Origin of the sequence: Falsihalocynthiibacter sp. BN13B15 (assembly GCF_041205415.1) — a bacterium.
GTDB lineage: Bacteria > Pseudomonadota > Alphaproteobacteria > Rhodobacterales > Rhodobacteraceae > Falsihalocynthiibacter > Falsihalocynthiibacter arcticus.
In genome coordinates, this window is record NZ_JBGFCE010000009.1 from 25,746 (window position 1) to 40,801 (window position 15,056).

The 15,056-nt window shown below is 52.5% G+C and carries 17 protein-coding genes; 10 read left to right on the plus strand and 7 right to left on the minus strand.

Going from position 1 to position 15,056, the window contains the following annotated elements:
• Positions 1-5: 5 nt before the first annotated feature.
• Positions 6-341 carry a TIGR01244 family sulfur transferase gene (locus AB9F26_RS14745; protein ID WP_369768352.1) on the minus strand — a complete coding sequence of 112 codons (336 nt, stop codon included), beginning with the start codon at positions 339-341 and terminating at the stop codon, positions 6-8.
• An 18-nt stretch (positions 342-359) separates the two neighbouring features.
• The gene (locus AB9F26_RS14750) at positions 360-1,244 is read right to left on the minus strand and encodes an MBL fold metallo-hydrolase (protein WP_335584578.1); all 885 of its coding nucleotides are present in this window, start codon (positions 1,242-1,244) and stop codon (positions 360-362) included.
• Between the two features lie 201 nt (positions 1,245-1,445).
• Between AB9F26_RS14750 and AB9F26_RS14755 the strand changes: the two genes are divergently transcribed.
• The 6 genes from AB9F26_RS14755 to AB9F26_RS14780 all read left to right on the plus strand — a co-directional run bounded on the left by AB9F26_RS14755 (position 1,446) and on the right by AB9F26_RS14780 (position 6,369).
• A complete protein-coding gene (locus AB9F26_RS14755) occupies positions 1,446-1,760 on the plus strand; it encodes a metalloregulator ArsR/SmtB family transcription factor (RefSeq protein ID WP_335584579.1) in 315 nt (104 codons plus the stop codon).
• Between the two features lie 80 nt (positions 1,761-1,840).
• Complete coding sequence (locus AB9F26_RS14760; protein ID WP_039000327.1) at positions 1,841-2,359, plus strand: HdeD family acid-resistance protein; 519 nt, start codon at positions 1,841-1,843, stop codon at positions 2,357-2,359.
• Between the two features lie 65 nt (positions 2,360-2,424).
• A complete protein-coding gene (locus tag AB9F26_RS14765) occupies positions 2,425-3,267 on the plus strand; it encodes a YihY/virulence factor BrkB family protein (protein WP_335584580.1) in 843 nt (280 codons plus the stop codon).
• A gap of 23 nt (positions 3,268-3,290) precedes the next feature.
• Positions 3,291-4,703 (plus strand): cardiolipin synthase, encoded by a 1,413-nt coding sequence (gene cls / locus AB9F26_RS14770; protein WP_369768353.1) that lies wholly within the window; start codon positions 3,291-3,293, stop codon positions 4,701-4,703.
• A gap of 103 nt (positions 4,704-4,806) precedes the next feature.
• Complete coding sequence (locus tag AB9F26_RS14775) at positions 4,807-5,532, plus strand: DUF374 domain-containing protein (RefSeq protein ID WP_335584582.1); 726 nt, start codon at positions 4,807-4,809, stop codon at positions 5,530-5,532.
• A gap of 48 nt (positions 5,533-5,580) precedes the next feature.
• Positions 5,581-6,369, plus strand: a complete 789-nt coding sequence (locus tag AB9F26_RS14780; protein ID WP_369768354.1) for a DUF2189 domain-containing protein — start codon at positions 5,581-5,583, stop codon at positions 6,367-6,369.
• Positions 6,370-6,373: 4 nt separating this feature from the next.
• On the opposite strand, the gene AB9F26_RS14785 is transcribed toward AB9F26_RS14780, so the two are convergent.
• Positions 6,374-7,162: a GntR family transcriptional regulator gene (locus tag AB9F26_RS14785; RefSeq protein WP_369768355.1), complete on the minus strand. Its 789-nt coding sequence runs from the start codon at positions 7,160-7,162 to the stop codon at positions 6,374-6,376.
• A 190-nt stretch (positions 7,163-7,352) separates the two neighbouring features.
• Here AB9F26_RS14785 and AB9F26_RS14790 point away from each other — a divergent pair, with 190 nt between their 5' ends.
• The 4 genes from AB9F26_RS14790 to AB9F26_RS14805 are packed head-to-tail and all read left to right on the plus strand — an operon-like array spanning position 7,353 to position 11,040.
• Positions 7,353-8,324: a sialic acid TRAP transporter substrate-binding protein SiaP gene (locus tag AB9F26_RS14790; protein ID WP_335584585.1), complete on the plus strand. Its 972-nt coding sequence runs from the start codon at positions 7,353-7,355 to the stop codon at positions 8,322-8,324.
• 24 nt (positions 8,325-8,348) lie between these two features.
• The gene (locus AB9F26_RS14795) at positions 8,349-8,924 is read left to right on the plus strand and encodes a TRAP transporter small permease (protein ID WP_335584586.1); all 576 of its coding nucleotides are present in this window, start codon (positions 8,349-8,351) and stop codon (positions 8,922-8,924) included.
• Between the two features lie 15 nt (positions 8,925-8,939).
• On the plus strand, positions 8,940-10,217 hold the full coding sequence (locus tag AB9F26_RS14800) for a TRAP transporter large permease (RefSeq protein ID WP_335584587.1): 1,278 nt from the start codon (positions 8,940-8,942) through the stop codon (positions 10,215-10,217).
• A gap of 52 nt (positions 10,218-10,269) precedes the next feature.
• Positions 10,270-11,040 carry an SDR family oxidoreductase gene (locus AB9F26_RS14805; protein ID WP_369757956.1) on the plus strand — a complete coding sequence of 257 codons (771 nt, stop codon included), beginning with the start codon at positions 10,270-10,272 and terminating at the stop codon, positions 11,038-11,040.
• Between the two features lie 96 nt (positions 11,041-11,136).
• Here the strand turns inward: AB9F26_RS14805 and AB9F26_RS14810 are convergent, their stop codons facing one another.
• The 4 genes from AB9F26_RS14810 to ltnD form a co-directional block, all read right to left on the minus strand.
• Entirely contained in the window at positions 11,137-11,886 is a 750-nt protein-coding gene (locus AB9F26_RS14810; RefSeq protein ID WP_369768356.1) for an SDR family NAD(P)-dependent oxidoreductase, read from the minus strand.
• Between the two features lie 84 nt (positions 11,887-11,970).
• Positions 11,971-12,738 (minus strand): hydroxypyruvate isomerase family protein, encoded by a 768-nt coding sequence (locus tag AB9F26_RS14815; protein ID WP_369768357.1) that lies wholly within the window; start codon positions 12,736-12,738, stop codon positions 11,971-11,973.
• Between the two features lie 6 nt (positions 12,739-12,744).
• Positions 12,745-14,019, minus strand: coding sequence for a 3-oxo-tetronate kinase (gene otnK / locus AB9F26_RS14820; protein ID WP_369768358.1), 1,275 nt, complete (start codon positions 14,017-14,019; stop codon positions 12,745-12,747).
• 9 nt (positions 14,020-14,028) lie between these two features.
• Positions 14,029-14,937: an L-threonate dehydrogenase gene (gene ltnD, locus AB9F26_RS14825; RefSeq protein ID WP_335584592.1), complete on the minus strand. Its 909-nt coding sequence runs from the start codon at positions 14,935-14,937 to the stop codon at positions 14,029-14,031.
• Between the last annotated feature and the right edge of the window lie 119 nt (positions 14,938-15,056).

The following is a 15,056-nucleotide window of genomic DNA, read 5'->3' on the forward strand; positions in this document are numbered from 1 at the left end:
CTAACTTAACTTTCCATTGCCTGTGTCCACAACGCCATCGACCGACCGCCAGAACGACAATAGGCGAGGACCGGAGTTGGCGTGTCGCCAAGTGCTGCTTTTAAATCTTTTGCCGCGGCCTCCGTGGGCTGACCGTTCACAACAGGGATATAGATCGCTTTAAGGCCAAGTTTTTGCGCGACGCGCTCAATCTCAACGAAGTTTGGTTGGTCAGAGCTTTCGCCATCGGGGCGATTATCTATGATTGTTTTAAACCCAAGTTCTGCAATTTTTTCCAGTTGGCTGGGCAACACTTGCTCACTCACAGAGAAAATCTCTGTGACTTTTCTGATGTTAGACACGTTTGGATCTCCTTGGATCTAGAGCTTGTTTACGGGCACTTTAAGCATGGGGTTGCCGTCTGGGTCGCGCGGAACTTCACCCGCCCGCATGTTCACTTGAAGCGACGGAATGATAAGTTTTGGAACTCCGAGCGTGGCGTCGCGTTCGGTCCGGAACTTCACGAATTCTTCCCGTGTTTTGCCTTTTCCGACGTGGATATTGTGTTCTTTTTCTTCGCCCACGGTTGTTTCCCAAGCGATATCGCGGCCATTTGGTCCGTAATCGTGACACATGAACAACCGCATATCGTCAGGCAGTTTCAATACTTTGAGGATGCTGTCATAGAGTTCGCCCGCATCTCCGCCTGGGAAATCAGCCCGTGCTGAGCCGCCGTCGGGCATGAACAACGTGTCGCCCACGAACGCAGCGTCGCCCACGACATGAACCATACAGGCTGGCGTGTGGCCCGGTGTGTACATCGCAAACGCGTTCAGGGATCCGATCTTATAGGTGTCGCCATCTTTGTATAGCGCATCAAATTGGCTACCATCTCGTTGGAATTCGGTGCCTTCATTGAAGATTTTTCCGAAGGTATCCTGAACCACCAAAATTTGGTCGCCAACGCCGATTTTCCCGCCAAGAATTCCTTGAATGTAAGGGGCGGCCGAGAGGTGATCGGCATGGACATGAGTCTCGATGATCCATTCAAGGTTAAGGCCGTTTTCGCGAATGAATGCGATGATTTTGTCCGCGTGCTCATAGGTTATGCGACCCGCAGCGTAATCAATATCCATCACGCTGTCGATGACGGCACAGGTTTTGGTGTCCGGATCTGAGACCACATAGCTGATGGTATTTGTCGCCTCATCAAAGAAGGCCTCAACATTTGTTTTTTGTTTCATATCAACGGGATAACCAGACATAGCGTCCTCCTAGTTCAGCATTGGCGCTTTTCCCAAATGGTCGAACCTCACGATAGTTTAGAAGTTCTAGTATTAAAGAGAGCGTTTTTGGGTAGAGACAACATTTGTTTTCTTACTTAGATACACAGAACGGCTTGCGTTTCGGCGTTTCTATTGATAAATACTTATATAAGCACTTGCGTATATACAAGGGGTAAATTCATGGATATCTCAATCAACGCGCTGGACGATCATTTGGACGCCGCAGCTCATTTAATGAATATGCTATCACAACCCGTACGACTCAAGGTTCTTTGTCATCTTTTAGGGAGCGAGAAATCGGTGCAAGTGCTCACCGAAATTTGCGGACTGTCTCAGCCTGCAATGTCTCACCATTTGGCAAAGCTACGCGCCGCAGAGCTGGTCAAAACACGCCGCGACGGGCAAACGATCTATTACAGCGTCGCCTCGAAGGAAGCTGAAGCCGTCTTATCTGTGTTGCACAAAATCTACTGTGCGCCGACTCAAATTACGTAAGCCTATTAGAATTGTCGCCTGACGAAGGTTATTATGCGCAGAGTCTGATTTAGGTTAAGTCCATCAAAAGGATATATAAAATGAAACATTGGTTATTGTGGTTTATAGCTGGTATCGTCCTCGTCGCTGGGGGCATTCTCGCACTTGCTAATCCCCTTGCCGCAACTCTCACGGCGACCGCAATCGCGGCGTGGTCGTTCCTGATCGGTGGCGTTGTGCAGCTCTATGCGGCGCTCAAACATGAGGGTACGGGTAGTAAAGTATGGCCAGCCCTTGCTGGTGGTGTGAGCATTGTGCTTGGCGTTGCCTTGTTAAATAATCCGTTCGCTGGGATTATCTCGCTTACCCTTTTGGTTGCGATTCTGTTTCTTGTGATCGGCATCACCAAGGTCGTCGTCTCATTCTCTCTCAAAGGAACGGGCGCTTTTTGGCCTGTCCTTATTTCGGGCGCGTTGTCGGTTATCTTGGCTTTGATGATTTTCTCAGACTTTCCTCAATCTGCCGTTACGATTCTTGGTGTGTTGTTGGCTATTGAGTTGATTTCAAGCGGCGTTTCCCTGATTATGATGTCTCTGAATAGCAAAGCCGCCACGGCTTAATACACTTCCCCCCTCGTAGCTCTGCTGCGAGGGGGGGGCGAAAGTTTTGACAATGGGCCCGACAAATGACAACTAATCAGGTCTTTCGAGCGTTCTTTATCGCTCTCAAAGATTTTGATGCTCGCGATGGTTGGATAATGTGCAGCCACGTTGCTATGGCCATTATGATGGCCATTTTTCCGTTTACGATCTTCCTGCTCGCATTGGCCAGTCAGTTAACCACAAGCTTGAATACCACTGAAATGATGGAATTGATTTTTGGCGGTTGGCCCGATGTCGTCGCCGAACCGATTATGCGTGAACTGCGTGCGGTTCTGGCCCAAGGCTCTGGGCAAACCCTCACATTGAACTTGCTCCTCACCGTTTTCTTCGCGTCGACGGGTGTTGATGCTATTCGCCGCGCGATTTCAAAGTCTTATCGTAGACCAGACCTCCGGCCCTATTGGCGCAAGCGGCTAACCTGCATATTGTTCGTTTTGTGTGGCACCATTACGTTGATTGGTGTGGCCGTCCTTCTTGTTGGCCTGCCGATCTACTTCTCGTACTTTCAGGATGTGATTCCAATTTTGCCGCTAGAAGTGCTCAATAACGAATTTTTGCGCGTGTTATTGGCTGCGACCCCCCTGATCTTCGGCGTTTTTGCATGCCATACCATTTTGACGGGCGCCAAGCGTTCGTTTCGGTCCGTATGGCCAGGTGTTTTGCTGACAATCGCGCTTTGGGCCGTTTTTGCAAAGCTGTTCACCTTTTATTTGGGGAATTTCGCGAACTATAGCGTGACCTATGCGGGCCTCGCGGGGGTGATGTCCGGGTTGATGTTTCTCTATCTCATTGCCGCCCTTCTGATTTTGGGGGCCTCTTTCAATGAAGCCCTCATTGAGCTTAAACAAAGCGAAAACCAAACTTAAACCGCAATAGGAAAGGGGTGGCGATGCTGGTGTTTCTCCTTCTAATCGGTACCATCGTTCTCTGGACGACGGCTATGCTTTTCGCCTATTTCGCGGTGGCGTCCGCGCGCACGCCGCAAGGGTCCGTGGCCTGGGTTTTTTTGCTCCTTGGTCTGCCAATGATCGGCATTCCAGCATATCTCTTTCTTGGGAATTTTCGCTTCAAAGGGTACATCGTTGCACGACGGGATTCCCAACGCGTTATTGCGAGGATCGCGGCATTCGCGAAGGAATTTGAGCCAGTTGGCGATGACGACAATGTCGGGTATCAAGCGTTTGAGAGTATCGCACAGGCCCCCATTGTTTCGGGCAATTCTGTGGAGATTCTTGTAAATGGGGCCGCATCATTTTCGAGTATGTTTGCCGCCATCGACAGTGCAAAAAGCTACATCCTCGTTCAGTTCTATATCATCAAAGACGATACCCTTGGCCGCGAGTTTAAACAGAAACTCATTGATGCCGCGCTTCGTGGTGTCCATGTGCGCCTCCTATTTGATGCGGTTGGAAGTTCAAAACTACCCACTGAATATTTGGCGGAACTCGAAGATAGTGGCATCGAGACTGTAAATGCCCATTCCCTTCACGGGCCACGCACACGGTTTCAAATCAACTTTAGAAATCATCGCAAAACTTTGGTGGTTGATGGTGTGATTGGGTTTACAGGCGGCCTCAATGTGGGGGACGAATACATGGGACGTGACCCCGCGTTTGGGCCATGGCGCGACACGCATTGCCGCCTGATCGGGCCTGTCGTGTTGCAACTCCAACTCGTGTTTTCCGAAGACTGGCACTGGGCGACAAAGCAGGTTTTGGGGGACAATCTGAATTGGTCACCCACACGTGCGCCCGAAAATATGGATGCGCTGCTTATGGCCACGGGCCCCGCGGATACCCTTGAAACAGGCAGTCTCTATTTCTGTGCCGCTATTTCCGCCGCGAAAAACCGGATTTGGATTGCCTCCCCCTATTTGGTTCCAGATGTTGATATTCTGACCGTCTTGAAGCTGGCAGCCCTGCGCGGAGTCGACGTTCGGATCATGGTACCCGAGAAGGCCGACCACTATCTTACATGGCTGGCGGCCTTTGCCTTTTTTGACGAATTGCGCGAGGTCGGAGTGAAGATCTTGAAGTATCAAGACGGGTTCATGCATCAGAAAGTTCTGGTCGTTGATGAGGCTATCGCATCAATTGGTACAACAAATATGGACAACCGCTCCTGTCGGTTAAACTTCGAGGCTACGGTTATGGTTTTTGATAAGCGAGCCGCGTGCGCCGTGGCGGCAATGTTGGAAGAAGATTTCACGCGTTGCAAAATGGTGGCCTATAACCTTAACGAGAAGTCGAGATTATTGCGCATCGGTGCGCCGATCGCACGTCTGTTCGCTCCGCTGCTTTAGGTGTGGCACGCCCATGAATGGCGTTCCCTTTCGCGGGTGTTTGACGTACCAACGAAGACTTCATAGGCACACCTTCCAGAAAACAAAAAACGCTCGGGGAAATATGTCGGGGAAAAAGAAGCAATCGCTTGGTAAAAAGATAGCAAACAGTCGGGTCTTCAACCGGATTGTTGCCAAAATTCTGGCTAACTATGTACGCTTTGTTTGGATCACGACCCGTTGGCAAAGCGAGGGGTTTGATGACATGCGCACGGCTCTTAAAAGCGGCCCGATCATCGTTGTTCTGTGGCATCAACGCCTCCTCATGGCGCCTTATCTGTTTGACCTCAAAGCGGGACGAATTTGCTCGCTAACGTCGGAAGCAAAGGGCGGGCGCATGGCTGGGCTCGTGCAAACCGAATTTGGATTTGAAACCATCGCGATGCCCAAGGGAGAGGGCGGTTTTTCTATGTCCCGCGAGGTTCTACGAAAAATGCGCGAAGGCGTTTCGGTAGGAATCGCGGTGGACGGAACAACTGGCCCCGCCCGCGTTGCCAAAACCGCGCCTTTGCTTTGGGCGCGCGCAACCGGTTGCCCGATTTTTGTTGCCGCATTTGCAACCAAGCGGCACAAGATTTTCGGAGCCTCATGGGATCAAGCGATGGTGGCGTGGCCGTTTAACAAAGGTGTTCGGTATTGCGAGCGGTGGCCGCACGATGTGCCGCGCAAAGTGTCAGAGGTCGAAATGGAACGTCTGCGGCTTCAACTGGAAGCCTCGCTAGACGACATAACTGAGCGTGTGGATGCAAAACTTGACATCAACGTGCCGCGAACGCGTCCTCACGATTGATTTGCGTCTAGTCGCAGGCTAGCCTTTCCCAAAGGGGATACGCTACGCATGCAGGATAAACACGACAACCCACGGCTAGAGGCCTCGGACCCACCAGAAATTGGCAAAATTACCCTATTTGAGCTTCGGGCCTGTATTGCAATGGGCGCGAGTGATTTTAAACGGGCACCGCTTTTCGGTATATTTTTCAGTAGTTTTTACGTGATCTGCGGCATTATCCTCGGTGTCAGTGGCGCCGGTACATTTGCGTGGACTCTCATGCTTTCGCTTGGCTTTCCTCTAGTGGCGCCCTTTGCCGCGGTTGGCCTTTATGAGGTCAGTCGGCGGCTTGAGGTTGGCGAGCCGTTGGGATGGTCGGATATTTTGGGCGTCGTTTGGCGCGAACGGGGGCGGCAAGTCCCATGGGTTGGCGCAATTCTGGTTATCATTTTCCTGTTTTGGAGCTTTTTTGCCCACATGTCGCTGGCCCTTTTTCTGGGCAATATGTCTCTCACCAATATCTCGACCTCGTGGGAAATATTCGCGACACCCCAAGGACAGATGCTCATCGGATTTGAGTTTATCGTTGGCGGTTTGGTCGCGTTTCTGGTTTATGCCCTGACCGTGGTTTCCCTGCCGCTTCTTTTGGACCGGGAAATCGATTTTGTGACCGCAATGATTGTTTCCGTAAAAACCGTGGCCGTAAACAAGATCGTCATGTTGGTTTGGGCGGGGGTCATCGGCCTCTCGATGCTTGCGGCCATGCTGCCCTATTTCCTCGGGCTTTTTGTTGCGCTGCCGATCTTGGGGCACGCGACGTGGCACCTCTATCGTCGGGCGCTATATTTTCCCGTTTGAGGCCTTAAATATCGGCGAATTCATTCAAGTCGATGTCATGAATGAAATAATCGGGGTACAAATTTATCCCGACTGCGAAATGCAACTGTAGGCCCGTTAGGTGGGCTTCCATTGCTGCAACGGCGCCATCACCGTCGCCGCGTTCCATGGCTTCAATAATCGCCATATGTTCGTTCTCGACCATTTCGGCGCGTCGCTCTTTTGGAAGCTTTAGGGTTAAGCATCTATACCTGTCGATTTGCACTTTAACCTGTTGAATGAGCTTCCAAAGGCCGGGGAGGCGACCGATTGAGGCGATGGTCGCGTGAAACTCTTCGTCGACCAAATGAAGGGCGCTTATGTTCGCTCGGTCCGTAATTTCTCGGTGTCTCTCAACACAGGCCCGGAGACTCAAAATCTGGCTGCGTGTGGCCAAACGTGTGGCCGAGCGCACGGTCACCGCCTCAAGAGCGCGACGTGCAATAAGCGCCTCGGGGAGGGCGGAAACCGGTATCCTTGCGACGAAGGTTCCCGATTTCGGCACCACTTCAACCAGCTTCTCGTCCGATAAACGTAGGATCGCTTCGCGCACGGGTGTACGACTTACACCTTCGGTGAGCGCCGTTGCGTTTTCTGAAATTGGCGTGCCTGGAGGAAGCTCAAGGCTAATTATCTGAGCGTGCAGACGGTTGTAGATTGAATCCGAAATTGTGGAGGTTGAACGCTTGAGTAAGCCCATGCGGCCCTCTGGGGCAGAATTCGGCGCGCGACGGCGACGTTGGGCAGGCGAACTTGAAACAATTGGCTTTGCCATTTCCTTCCCTCCCAGGGTGATTCCTCAAAGCTTCTACACCAAGCCGCTCATATTGAACAAAATTTTCCGCCTTGATTTCGTTAATAACTTGTATACTAATTATACTAGAAGCCGTCAAGAAACGCAGTAGCTCTGTTTTTTCGGGCGATTTGGATAGGCTTGGAGTTTTTCAAGCTAATGGGAGGATACAATGAAATTTACTAAAATCACGACGGCCTTGGCCGCAGGCGTACTTGCAATGACATCCGCTTCGGTTGCATTTGCGACGGAAACACTAAAGTTTGCGCATGTTTATGAGATCGGTTCGCCGTATCATAAAAACGCGGAATGGGCCGCAGAAGAGATTGCTAAGAAGACTGATGGTCGCGTTGAAATGAAAGTCTTTCCAGCATCTTCGCTTGGGAAAGAAGTTGAAATCAACGAAGGTCTCGGCATCGGCGCTGTAGACGTTATCTATACGGGCCCAAGCTTTGTTGAGCGGTATTATGGCCCCATCGCAATTTCCGATTACCCATTCATCATGCGTGGATTTGATCACTGGGAATCCTATCGTGGAAGCGAACTCTTTGCTGAGCTGTCCGAAGGTTACCATGAAGCAACTGGAAACCAAGTTTTGGGCCTCGTCTATTATGGCCAGCGTCACGTGACATCCAACAAGCCAATCTTGGTGCCAGAAGACATGAAGGGTCTTAAGATCCGTGTGCCTAACTCACCGCTTATGTTGATGTTCCCGAATGCAGTTGGCGCAAACCCAACACCAATGGCGTTCTCCGAAGTTTATCTTGCCCTTCAGCAAGGTGTTGTTGACGCACAAGAAAACCCGCTTCCAACAATTCAGTTCAAGAAGTTCTATGAGGTTCAATCCAACATTAACCTTACAGGCCACATCCTAAACTCCCTTCTGATCATCGCTTCCGACGACGCTCTTGCGCGTTTGGGTGATGACGAAGCCGTGGTACGCGAAGTTCTTATTGAAGCTGCCAAGAGATCGTCGGACGAAATTTATCAAGCCGAGACAGATCTTATTTCTTGGTTCCGCGATCAAGGCATCACGGTCAATGAAATTGACAAAGCTCCTTTCCAAGCAGCTGTGAAACCATTGCTCACTGGCGACGGCGTTCCATACACTTTGGATCACTACAAGCGCCTCGGCGAGCTTTGATCTGAACGGATTGTGGGAACAGAAATGAACAATCCCAACGACAGTCAGGGCGCGCAAGACGCGCGCTCTGAATTCGTTTTCATGGACTCGGAAGTAGACATCTCGGATTTCGGCACTGCTGATTTGCCGGGTCTTATTGCCCTATGGGGTCTCTCAATTGTGGTTTTCGTACAGTTCTTCACGCGGTATGTGTTGAACGATAGCCTCGCTTGGACCGAAGAGCTTGCGCGTTATGTGCTTGTTGTTGTTGCCTTTTTCGGAGCAATTTCGGTAAGCCGTAAGGGCACGCATATTTTCCTCGAATTCTTCTATCGTTACCTCTCTCCTGTCGCGGGCAAATGGCTTACCGTCGCGATGGAGATACTGACGATGCTGTTTTGGGCCTTTATGTCGCTTCAGGCGTATAAGCTTGCTCTCAAAACAAAAACCAAAATGGCCTCGATGGAGTTTCCAAAGAACGCCCTTTATTACGCCGTCTCATTCAGCCTCGCTGTGATGGCATTGTATTCCCTTTGGTGGCTCATCCACAAAATCCGTCAGTCGCCAGAAGACGTCCTTCGTGAAATCGAAGAGAGCGCCTTGCATGACGTTCCAAAATAGATAGCGAGCAGCACTATGGCTTTGGCCCTTCTCTTTATTATTCTCTTTCTGCTCCTCATTGCAGGAGCCCCTGTGGCGGTTGCACTGGGTGTCGCGTCGCTTGCGTTCACACTCATTGATGGTGTGCCAAGCATGGTGGTTTTGCACCGTATGGTCGGGGGGATTGATAGCTTCCCGTTAATCGCAGTTCCGTTTTTTATCATGGCGGGTCACTTGATGAACTCCGCTGGTGTGACGACGAAAATTTTCGCCTTCGCACGGTCGGCTGTGGGCTGGATGTACGGGGGTCTCGGTCACGTAAACGTTGGTGCCAGCATCATTTTCGCTGGGATGTCGGGCGCAGCGGTTGCTGACGCGGGAGGCCTCGGGAACATCGAAATCAAAGCCATGCGTGAAGCAGGCTATGACACGGATTTCTCGGTTGGCATCACGGCCGCCTCCTCAACAATCGGGCCGATCATTCCGCCCTCACTTCCCCTCGTGGTGTACGGCGTTATTGCGGACACATCTATCGGACAGCTGTTCGCTGCGGGTCTTATCCCCGGTCTTCTGATGGCTTTTTCCCTGATGATCATGGTTGCGGTCTATGCGAAAATTCGCAACTACCCCCGCGATGACCGCTTTCGGTTGAACGTATTCCTGAAGGCATTTGTTCAAGCGATTTTGCCCTTGTTTACCCCGATCATCATTGTTGGCGGTATCCTCTTTGGCATCTTTACTCCAACCGAAGCCGCAATTGCCGCTGTTGCCTATTCCTTGTTCCTCGGGCTTGTTGTCTACCGGACGTTGAATTTCAAACGCATCCTGCGCGTTTCGATGGACACGGTTGAGACCACAGCTTCGATCATGATGATCGTCGCCGCCTCCACCATTTTCGCATGGATTTTGACGTCCGAACAGGTTGCTCAGTCCTTTGCAAACGAGTTGTTGGGCTTCACTGATAACAAAACCGCAATCTTGTTGATCATGATGCTGATTGTTCTGGTTGTAGGGTGTTTCATGGAAACAATTGCTGCCATTACAATTCTGACGCCCGTGCTTCTGCCCGTGGCGATGACGATCGGTGTTGATCCGGTGCACTTCGGGATTATCCTTATCCTGAACTTGATGATCGGCTTGCTCACCCCGCCCGTTGGTATGGTTCTCTATGTGCTCGCCAAAGTGTCGGATGTGCCGTTTGAGCGCTGCGTTGTGGCGACGGCTCCGTTCTTGGTTCCACTTATTTCGGTGCTCCTCTTGCTGACGTTCATTCCAGAATTGTCGATGTGGCTTCCAACCAAGCTTTATCGTTAAATCATTAGGTGGCGTGATCGTCGCCTCTTAAAATACCTCAGAAAGTTGCAAAATGTCTTCTCTACCTTCGTTCGACCTCACGGGCAAAACTGCCCTCGTCACTGGCTGTAAACGCGGCATTGGCAAAGGCATCACAGTCGCGCTCGCGGCGGCTGGCGCGAACATCATCGGGGTCAGTGCCTCGCTTGAAAAAACAGGCAGCGCTGTTGCCAAGGAAGTCGAAGCCCTTGGCCGCACCTTCTCGGCCTACCAATGTGACTTCAGCGATCGCAAAGCTGTCACCGCTTTTGCCGCAACCGTCCAAGCGGACCATCCCACAATTGATATTTTGGTGAATAACGCGGGCACAATAAAACGTGCCCCAGCCGCTGAACATCCCGACGAAATGTGGGACGAAGTCATAGAAGTTAATTTGAACGCCCAGTTTGTTCTTAGCCGCGAAATCGGGAAAAACATGGTTGCGCGCGGTTCTGGGAAAATCATCTTCACCGCTTCGCTTTTGACCTTCCAAGGCGGCATTACCGTTCCCGGTTATGCAGCATCCAAAGGCGCAATCGGGCAATTAACCAAAGCTCTGGCCAACGAATGGGCGGGCAGAGGCGTGAACGTCAACGCCATCGCACCCGGCTATATCGCCACCGACAACACCCAAGCCTTGCAGGACGATCCGGACCGCGCGCGCTCCATTCTTGAACGCATTCCCGCGGGCCGTTGGGGCCAGCCTGAAGACTTCGCTGGCCCTGCGGTCTTCCTCGCATCCGACGCTGCGAATTATGTGCATGGCACAGTCCTAACCGTTGATGGCGGTTGGATGGGTCGTTAAGCGCCCCTTCCTGACACATGCAAAAAGGGCCGCGATCAACTCGCGGCCCTTTTTGTTGAATATGTCTGCTTCACGGTTGTTTAAGCAGGTTTTCCCCTAGCAAGTATAGTTCATCCCAAGGCGTCCACCATCGACGTAGATCGTTTCGCCGGTGATATAGCTGGCCTTTTCGGAAGCCAAAAACGCCACCACATCGCCGATTTCACGTGCCGTACCGAGGCGCTTAAGCGGCGTCCGTGACAGCAGTGTTTCCATCGCTTTCGGATTGCCATTCACGCTTGACAACATTTCGGTGTCGATGGATCCGGGTCCAACCGCATTGACGCGAATGCCGTGAGGGGCCAACGCAAGCGACGTCGCTTTTGTCATCTGCATTACGCCACCTTTGGACGTGCAATACGCGACGATGGTTGGGATCGAGACCACCGCATTCACCGACGACATGTTTACAATCGCGCCTTTGATGCCATTCGCGACCATGGTTTTCGCTGCGCGCTGTGTGGCAAGGAAAACGCCAACCGTATTGATGTTCAGAACTTTCTGGAAATCCTCAAGCGAGGTTTCAAGGAAGTCGGAAGGGATCGACACGCCCGCGTTGTTTACAAGGATGGAAACGTTGCCAACTTCGGCTTCGATTTTATCAAACATCGCGGTGATTTGCGCGGGGTCGCTCATGTCGCAGGTAATTGCTACGGCGTCATTTCCCAATTCCTCGGCGGCTTTCTGCGCGCCTGCTCCGTTAATATCGGCGACAACAATCCGTGCACCATTCTCTGCAATCGCTTGGGCGCAAGCAAATCCGATGCCTTGGGCACCACCGGTAATAAGGGCAATAGGGCGTGACATATGAACTCCAGTTTTTGTGTTAGGGGGTATCGATGAACCCAACTTGTGCGCATGTCAATGTTTGTTAAGAGCGCGGGTGTGCGTCTAAAACAAAGTCCCGTTTTTGAGCCAACCAAGGCCCGCGTCGGTGGTCGCGACGGGCTTGTATTCCGCACCAATGGCACCGCCATAGCCTATCTTGCTCAAGTGCCTAAAAATATGGGCATAGTTCACTTCGCCACAATCAGGTTCGGAGCGCGCGGGAACGGAGGCAATCTGAACATGGCCGATAAGCGGTAGAAGCTTGATCAAACGGCGGCTCAAATCCCCCTCCATTATTTGCACGTGATAGCAATCAAACATGAGTTTGAGATTAGGCGCATCAACCTCCGCGATAATGGCCGCAGCTTGAGACGTGGTTTGCAAAAAGTAATCTGGCGCATCATAGGCATTGAGGGGTTCAATCAGAATTGTGATCCCCCGCAAGGCGGCTTGGGTACAAGCATATTTCAAATTCTTAACGAAGCAATTATGCGCCGCATCTCCCCTCGCAAAACCCGCCATCGCATGCACATTCGGCGTTCCGATTGCCACGGCATACGAAAGCGCCTGATCAATCGAAGCGCGGGCTTCGACCTCCCGCCCAACCAATGCCAAAAGCCCATTCATGCCCGCACCGCCTCGTGAAGTATTCAGGCCGAGCATGCGCATGTCGACACTTTCAAGCGTGGCACGCACGTCCTTTGCGTCCGTATCATAGGGCCAGTGGCATTCAACGGCGTCAAAACCCGCTATTTTCGCGGCGCGGATGGCCTCAAGCAGGGGCAGCTCTTTCCATAAAAAGCCAAGGTTTGCCGAAATAGGAAGTGCCATTGAGCCTCAATTTTCGTTTAGTTTTTCCAGCGCATCTGCGAAAAAGGTTTCACTGCCAAAGTTACCCGATTTTAACGTCAGCGCAATCTCATGTCCGTCACTCTCGCAATATGTCCACGGAACTCCTGGTGCAATTTCGGATCCGATGGTCAGGCGCGATACTTTTAACGCTTTCGTTACGGCTCCAGAGGTCTCTCCACCTGCCACGACAAATCGGCGGGTACCAGCGTCGCGTGCATCAATCGCTAATTGCGCCAGTGCATCCTCGACAATCTGGCCTGCCTTGGCAGGACCAAGCTTGTCTTGTGCGGAGCGTACGCCATCGGGGTCGGTCGTGGCATAGATCAGTTTGCTCGCGAACGGATCTTGTTTGGCAAGCCACGCACGGGCCGCGTCCACGCCGTTTGCTGCCAGTTCCAGCGGATCAAGCTGATAACCCCCGACCGTTTCCAAACACGCCGCAACTTGGGCGCGGGTCATTTTTGAACAGCTTCCCGAGAGAATAATTGCCCCTTCCGGCAGCACAGGTTTCTGCACCTTTTCGGCGTATGGCGATAGCGTGCCGTCCGCTAAATAGAGCGCGGGCAGGGGCATCGCCACGGCACTTCCCCCCGTCATGAGCAGCATGTCGCGGCAAGCTTCGGCGATGGTGTAGAGGTCCTCGTTCGCCACCGCATCAACCACCACATGGGCAATCCCGTCCGCGCGCAATTCTGCGAGGCGTGTCTTGAGGGCCTCCGCTCCCATTGCCACACAAAGCCGATTGGCCAGCCCAACCTCGCCCTGCACTTGGTGGGCGAGCAGGCGTACCAAATTGCTGTCACGCATCGGAGTGAGGGGGTGGTCTTTCATCGGGCTTTCCGCCAATGGCTGCTCCCCAACAAAGAGGTTCCCCATGAAAATACTACGCCCGTTTTCGGGAAACGCAGGGCAGTAAATTGTCTGGTTCGTTTGCAAATCGGCCATAAGCGCCTCGGCCACCGGGCCAATATTTCCCTCGGGTGTGCTGTCGAAAGTTGAGCAATATTTCCAGAAAAACCGCTTCGCGCCCGCCCGTTTGAGCCAGTCAAGCGCGGCCCGCGTTTCCGCGATGGCCTCCGCGACAGGGGCCGTGCGTGATTTTAAGGCGATCACTTCAAAGGCCGAGGTTTCGCATGTTTCGGGGGCCTCCTCAGGTAGGCCCATCCGCAAGGAAACCTTCACGCCACTTCGCGCCAACAGGCCTGCAATATCCGTGGCACCTGTGAAATCATCGGCGACACAGCCCAAAACAACGCTCATAATCTTCTCCTAATTTTGCCGGACATTCGGCAAGGAAACCCCGCCTTTTGCCGCGAGTATTTTGGCAACTGCTGCGTCATCTTCGCGGCCTAAACCGGCTGCGCTGGCCTCTTTGAACAGGGCCAAAGATGTCGCCGTCAGGGGCGTTGTGCATCCAAGGGCTTCGGCTTCGGAGGCGACTATCCCAAGGTCTTTGACGAAAATATCGACTGCCGAATGCGGGGTGTAATCGCCGTTAACGATGTGCGGCCCGCGATTTTCAAACATCCAAGACGTCCCCGCGCATGAGGTGATCACGTCATACAAGGTTTTCAAATCGATCCCCGCCGCCGCACCAAGGGTCATGGCTTCAGCGGTTGCAGCGATATGAACGCCTGCGAGAAGCTGGTTAATCATTTTGACTTGCGAGCCCATTCCGGGGGTATCGCCAAGGCGGAAAATCTTGGTGGCAATCGCGTCAAGGGCGGGCGCTACGCGTTCGAAATCAACTGGATCGCCCGCTGCCATCAGGGTCATTTCGCCACTCAAGGCTTTGGCCGCACCGCCAGACACGGGTAGGTCCAGCGCGCGCATTCCAGCGTCGGTAATCCGTTCGCAAAGCTCGATGGCATCATTGGGTTGCATCGTGGCGCATAGGGCGAAAATCGTATTCGGGCGCGCTGCCGCAACGGCCCCGTTTTCTCCGAACAAAACCGCTTCTGTCTGGGCAGCATTTACCACAAAAATAAACACGATATCCGCGTTTTTAACCGCCTCTGCAGGGGAAGGGGAAGTCGTGCCGCCCTCTGCTTCAAACTTCGCCAAAACCTCGGACCGAATATCCACCCCGACGGTCGGAAGCTTCGCGCGCAAAAGCGAGATCGCCGCGCCCCAGCCCATCGAACCAAGGCCAATCACGGCTGTTTTGAGTTTTGCCATCCGACGTGCTCCAAATTTTGGTACCGATACCATTTAATGAATACATTGGGCGAGGGGGAACTGAAAGTCAAGGGTGTGTTCCGGTTGGTTTCTGGCTAAACTGCCTTAAAGTCGCTGTC

Bases quoted from the DNA above. Each gene is read 5' to 3' on its own strand.
- AB9F26_RS14750 (WP_335584578.1), bottom strand. From the start codon at position 1,244: ATGTCTGGTTATCCCGTTGATATGAAACAAAAAACAAATGTTGAGGCC.
- AB9F26_RS14755 (WP_335584579.1), top strand. From the start codon at position 1,446: ATGGATATCTCAATCAACGCGCTGGACGATCATTTGGACGCCGCAGCT.
- AB9F26_RS14760 (WP_039000327.1), top strand. From the start codon at position 1,841: ATGAAACATTGGTTATTGTGGTTTATAGCTGGTATCGTCCTCGTCGCT.
- AB9F26_RS14765 (WP_335584580.1), top strand. From the start codon at position 2,425: ATGACAACTAATCAGGTCTTTCGAGCGTTCTTTATCGCTCTCAAAGAT.
- cls (WP_369768353.1), top strand. From the start codon at position 3,291: ATGCTGGTGTTTCTCCTTCTAATCGGTACCATCGTTCTCTGGACGACG.
- AB9F26_RS14775 (WP_335584582.1), top strand. From the start codon at position 4,807: ATGTCGGGGAAAAAGAAGCAATCGCTTGGTAAAAAGATAGCAAACAGT.
- AB9F26_RS14780 (WP_369768354.1), top strand. From the start codon at position 5,581: ATGCAGGATAAACACGACAACCCACGGCTAGAGGCCTCGGACCCACCA.
- AB9F26_RS14785 (WP_369768355.1), bottom strand. From the start codon at position 7,162: ATGGCAAAGCCAATTGTTTCAAGTTCGCCTGCCCAACGTCGCCGTCGC.
- AB9F26_RS14790 (WP_335584585.1), top strand. From the start codon at position 7,353: ATGAAATTTACTAAAATCACGACGGCCTTGGCCGCAGGCGTACTTGCA.
- AB9F26_RS14795 (WP_335584586.1), top strand. From the start codon at position 8,349: ATGAACAATCCCAACGACAGTCAGGGCGCGCAAGACGCGCGCTCTGAA.
- AB9F26_RS14800 (WP_335584587.1), top strand. From the start codon at position 8,940: ATGGCTTTGGCCCTTCTCTTTATTATTCTCTTTCTGCTCCTCATTGCA.
- AB9F26_RS14805 (WP_369757956.1), top strand. From the start codon at position 10,270: ATGTCTTCTCTACCTTCGTTCGACCTCACGGGCAAAACTGCCCTCGTC.
- AB9F26_RS14810 (WP_369768356.1), bottom strand. From the start codon at position 11,886: ATGTCACGCCCTATTGCCCTTATTACCGGTGGTGCCCAAGGCATCGGA.
- AB9F26_RS14815 (WP_369768357.1), bottom strand. From the start codon at position 12,738: ATGGCACTTCCTATTTCGGCAAACCTTGGCTTTTTATGGAAAGAGCTG.
- otnK (WP_369768358.1), bottom strand. From the start codon at position 14,019: ATGAGCGTTGTTTTGGGCTGTGTCGCCGATGATTTCACAGGTGCCACG.
- ltnD (WP_335584592.1), bottom strand. From the start codon at position 14,937: ATGGCAAAACTCAAAACAGCCGTGATTGGCCTTGGTTCGATGGGCTGG.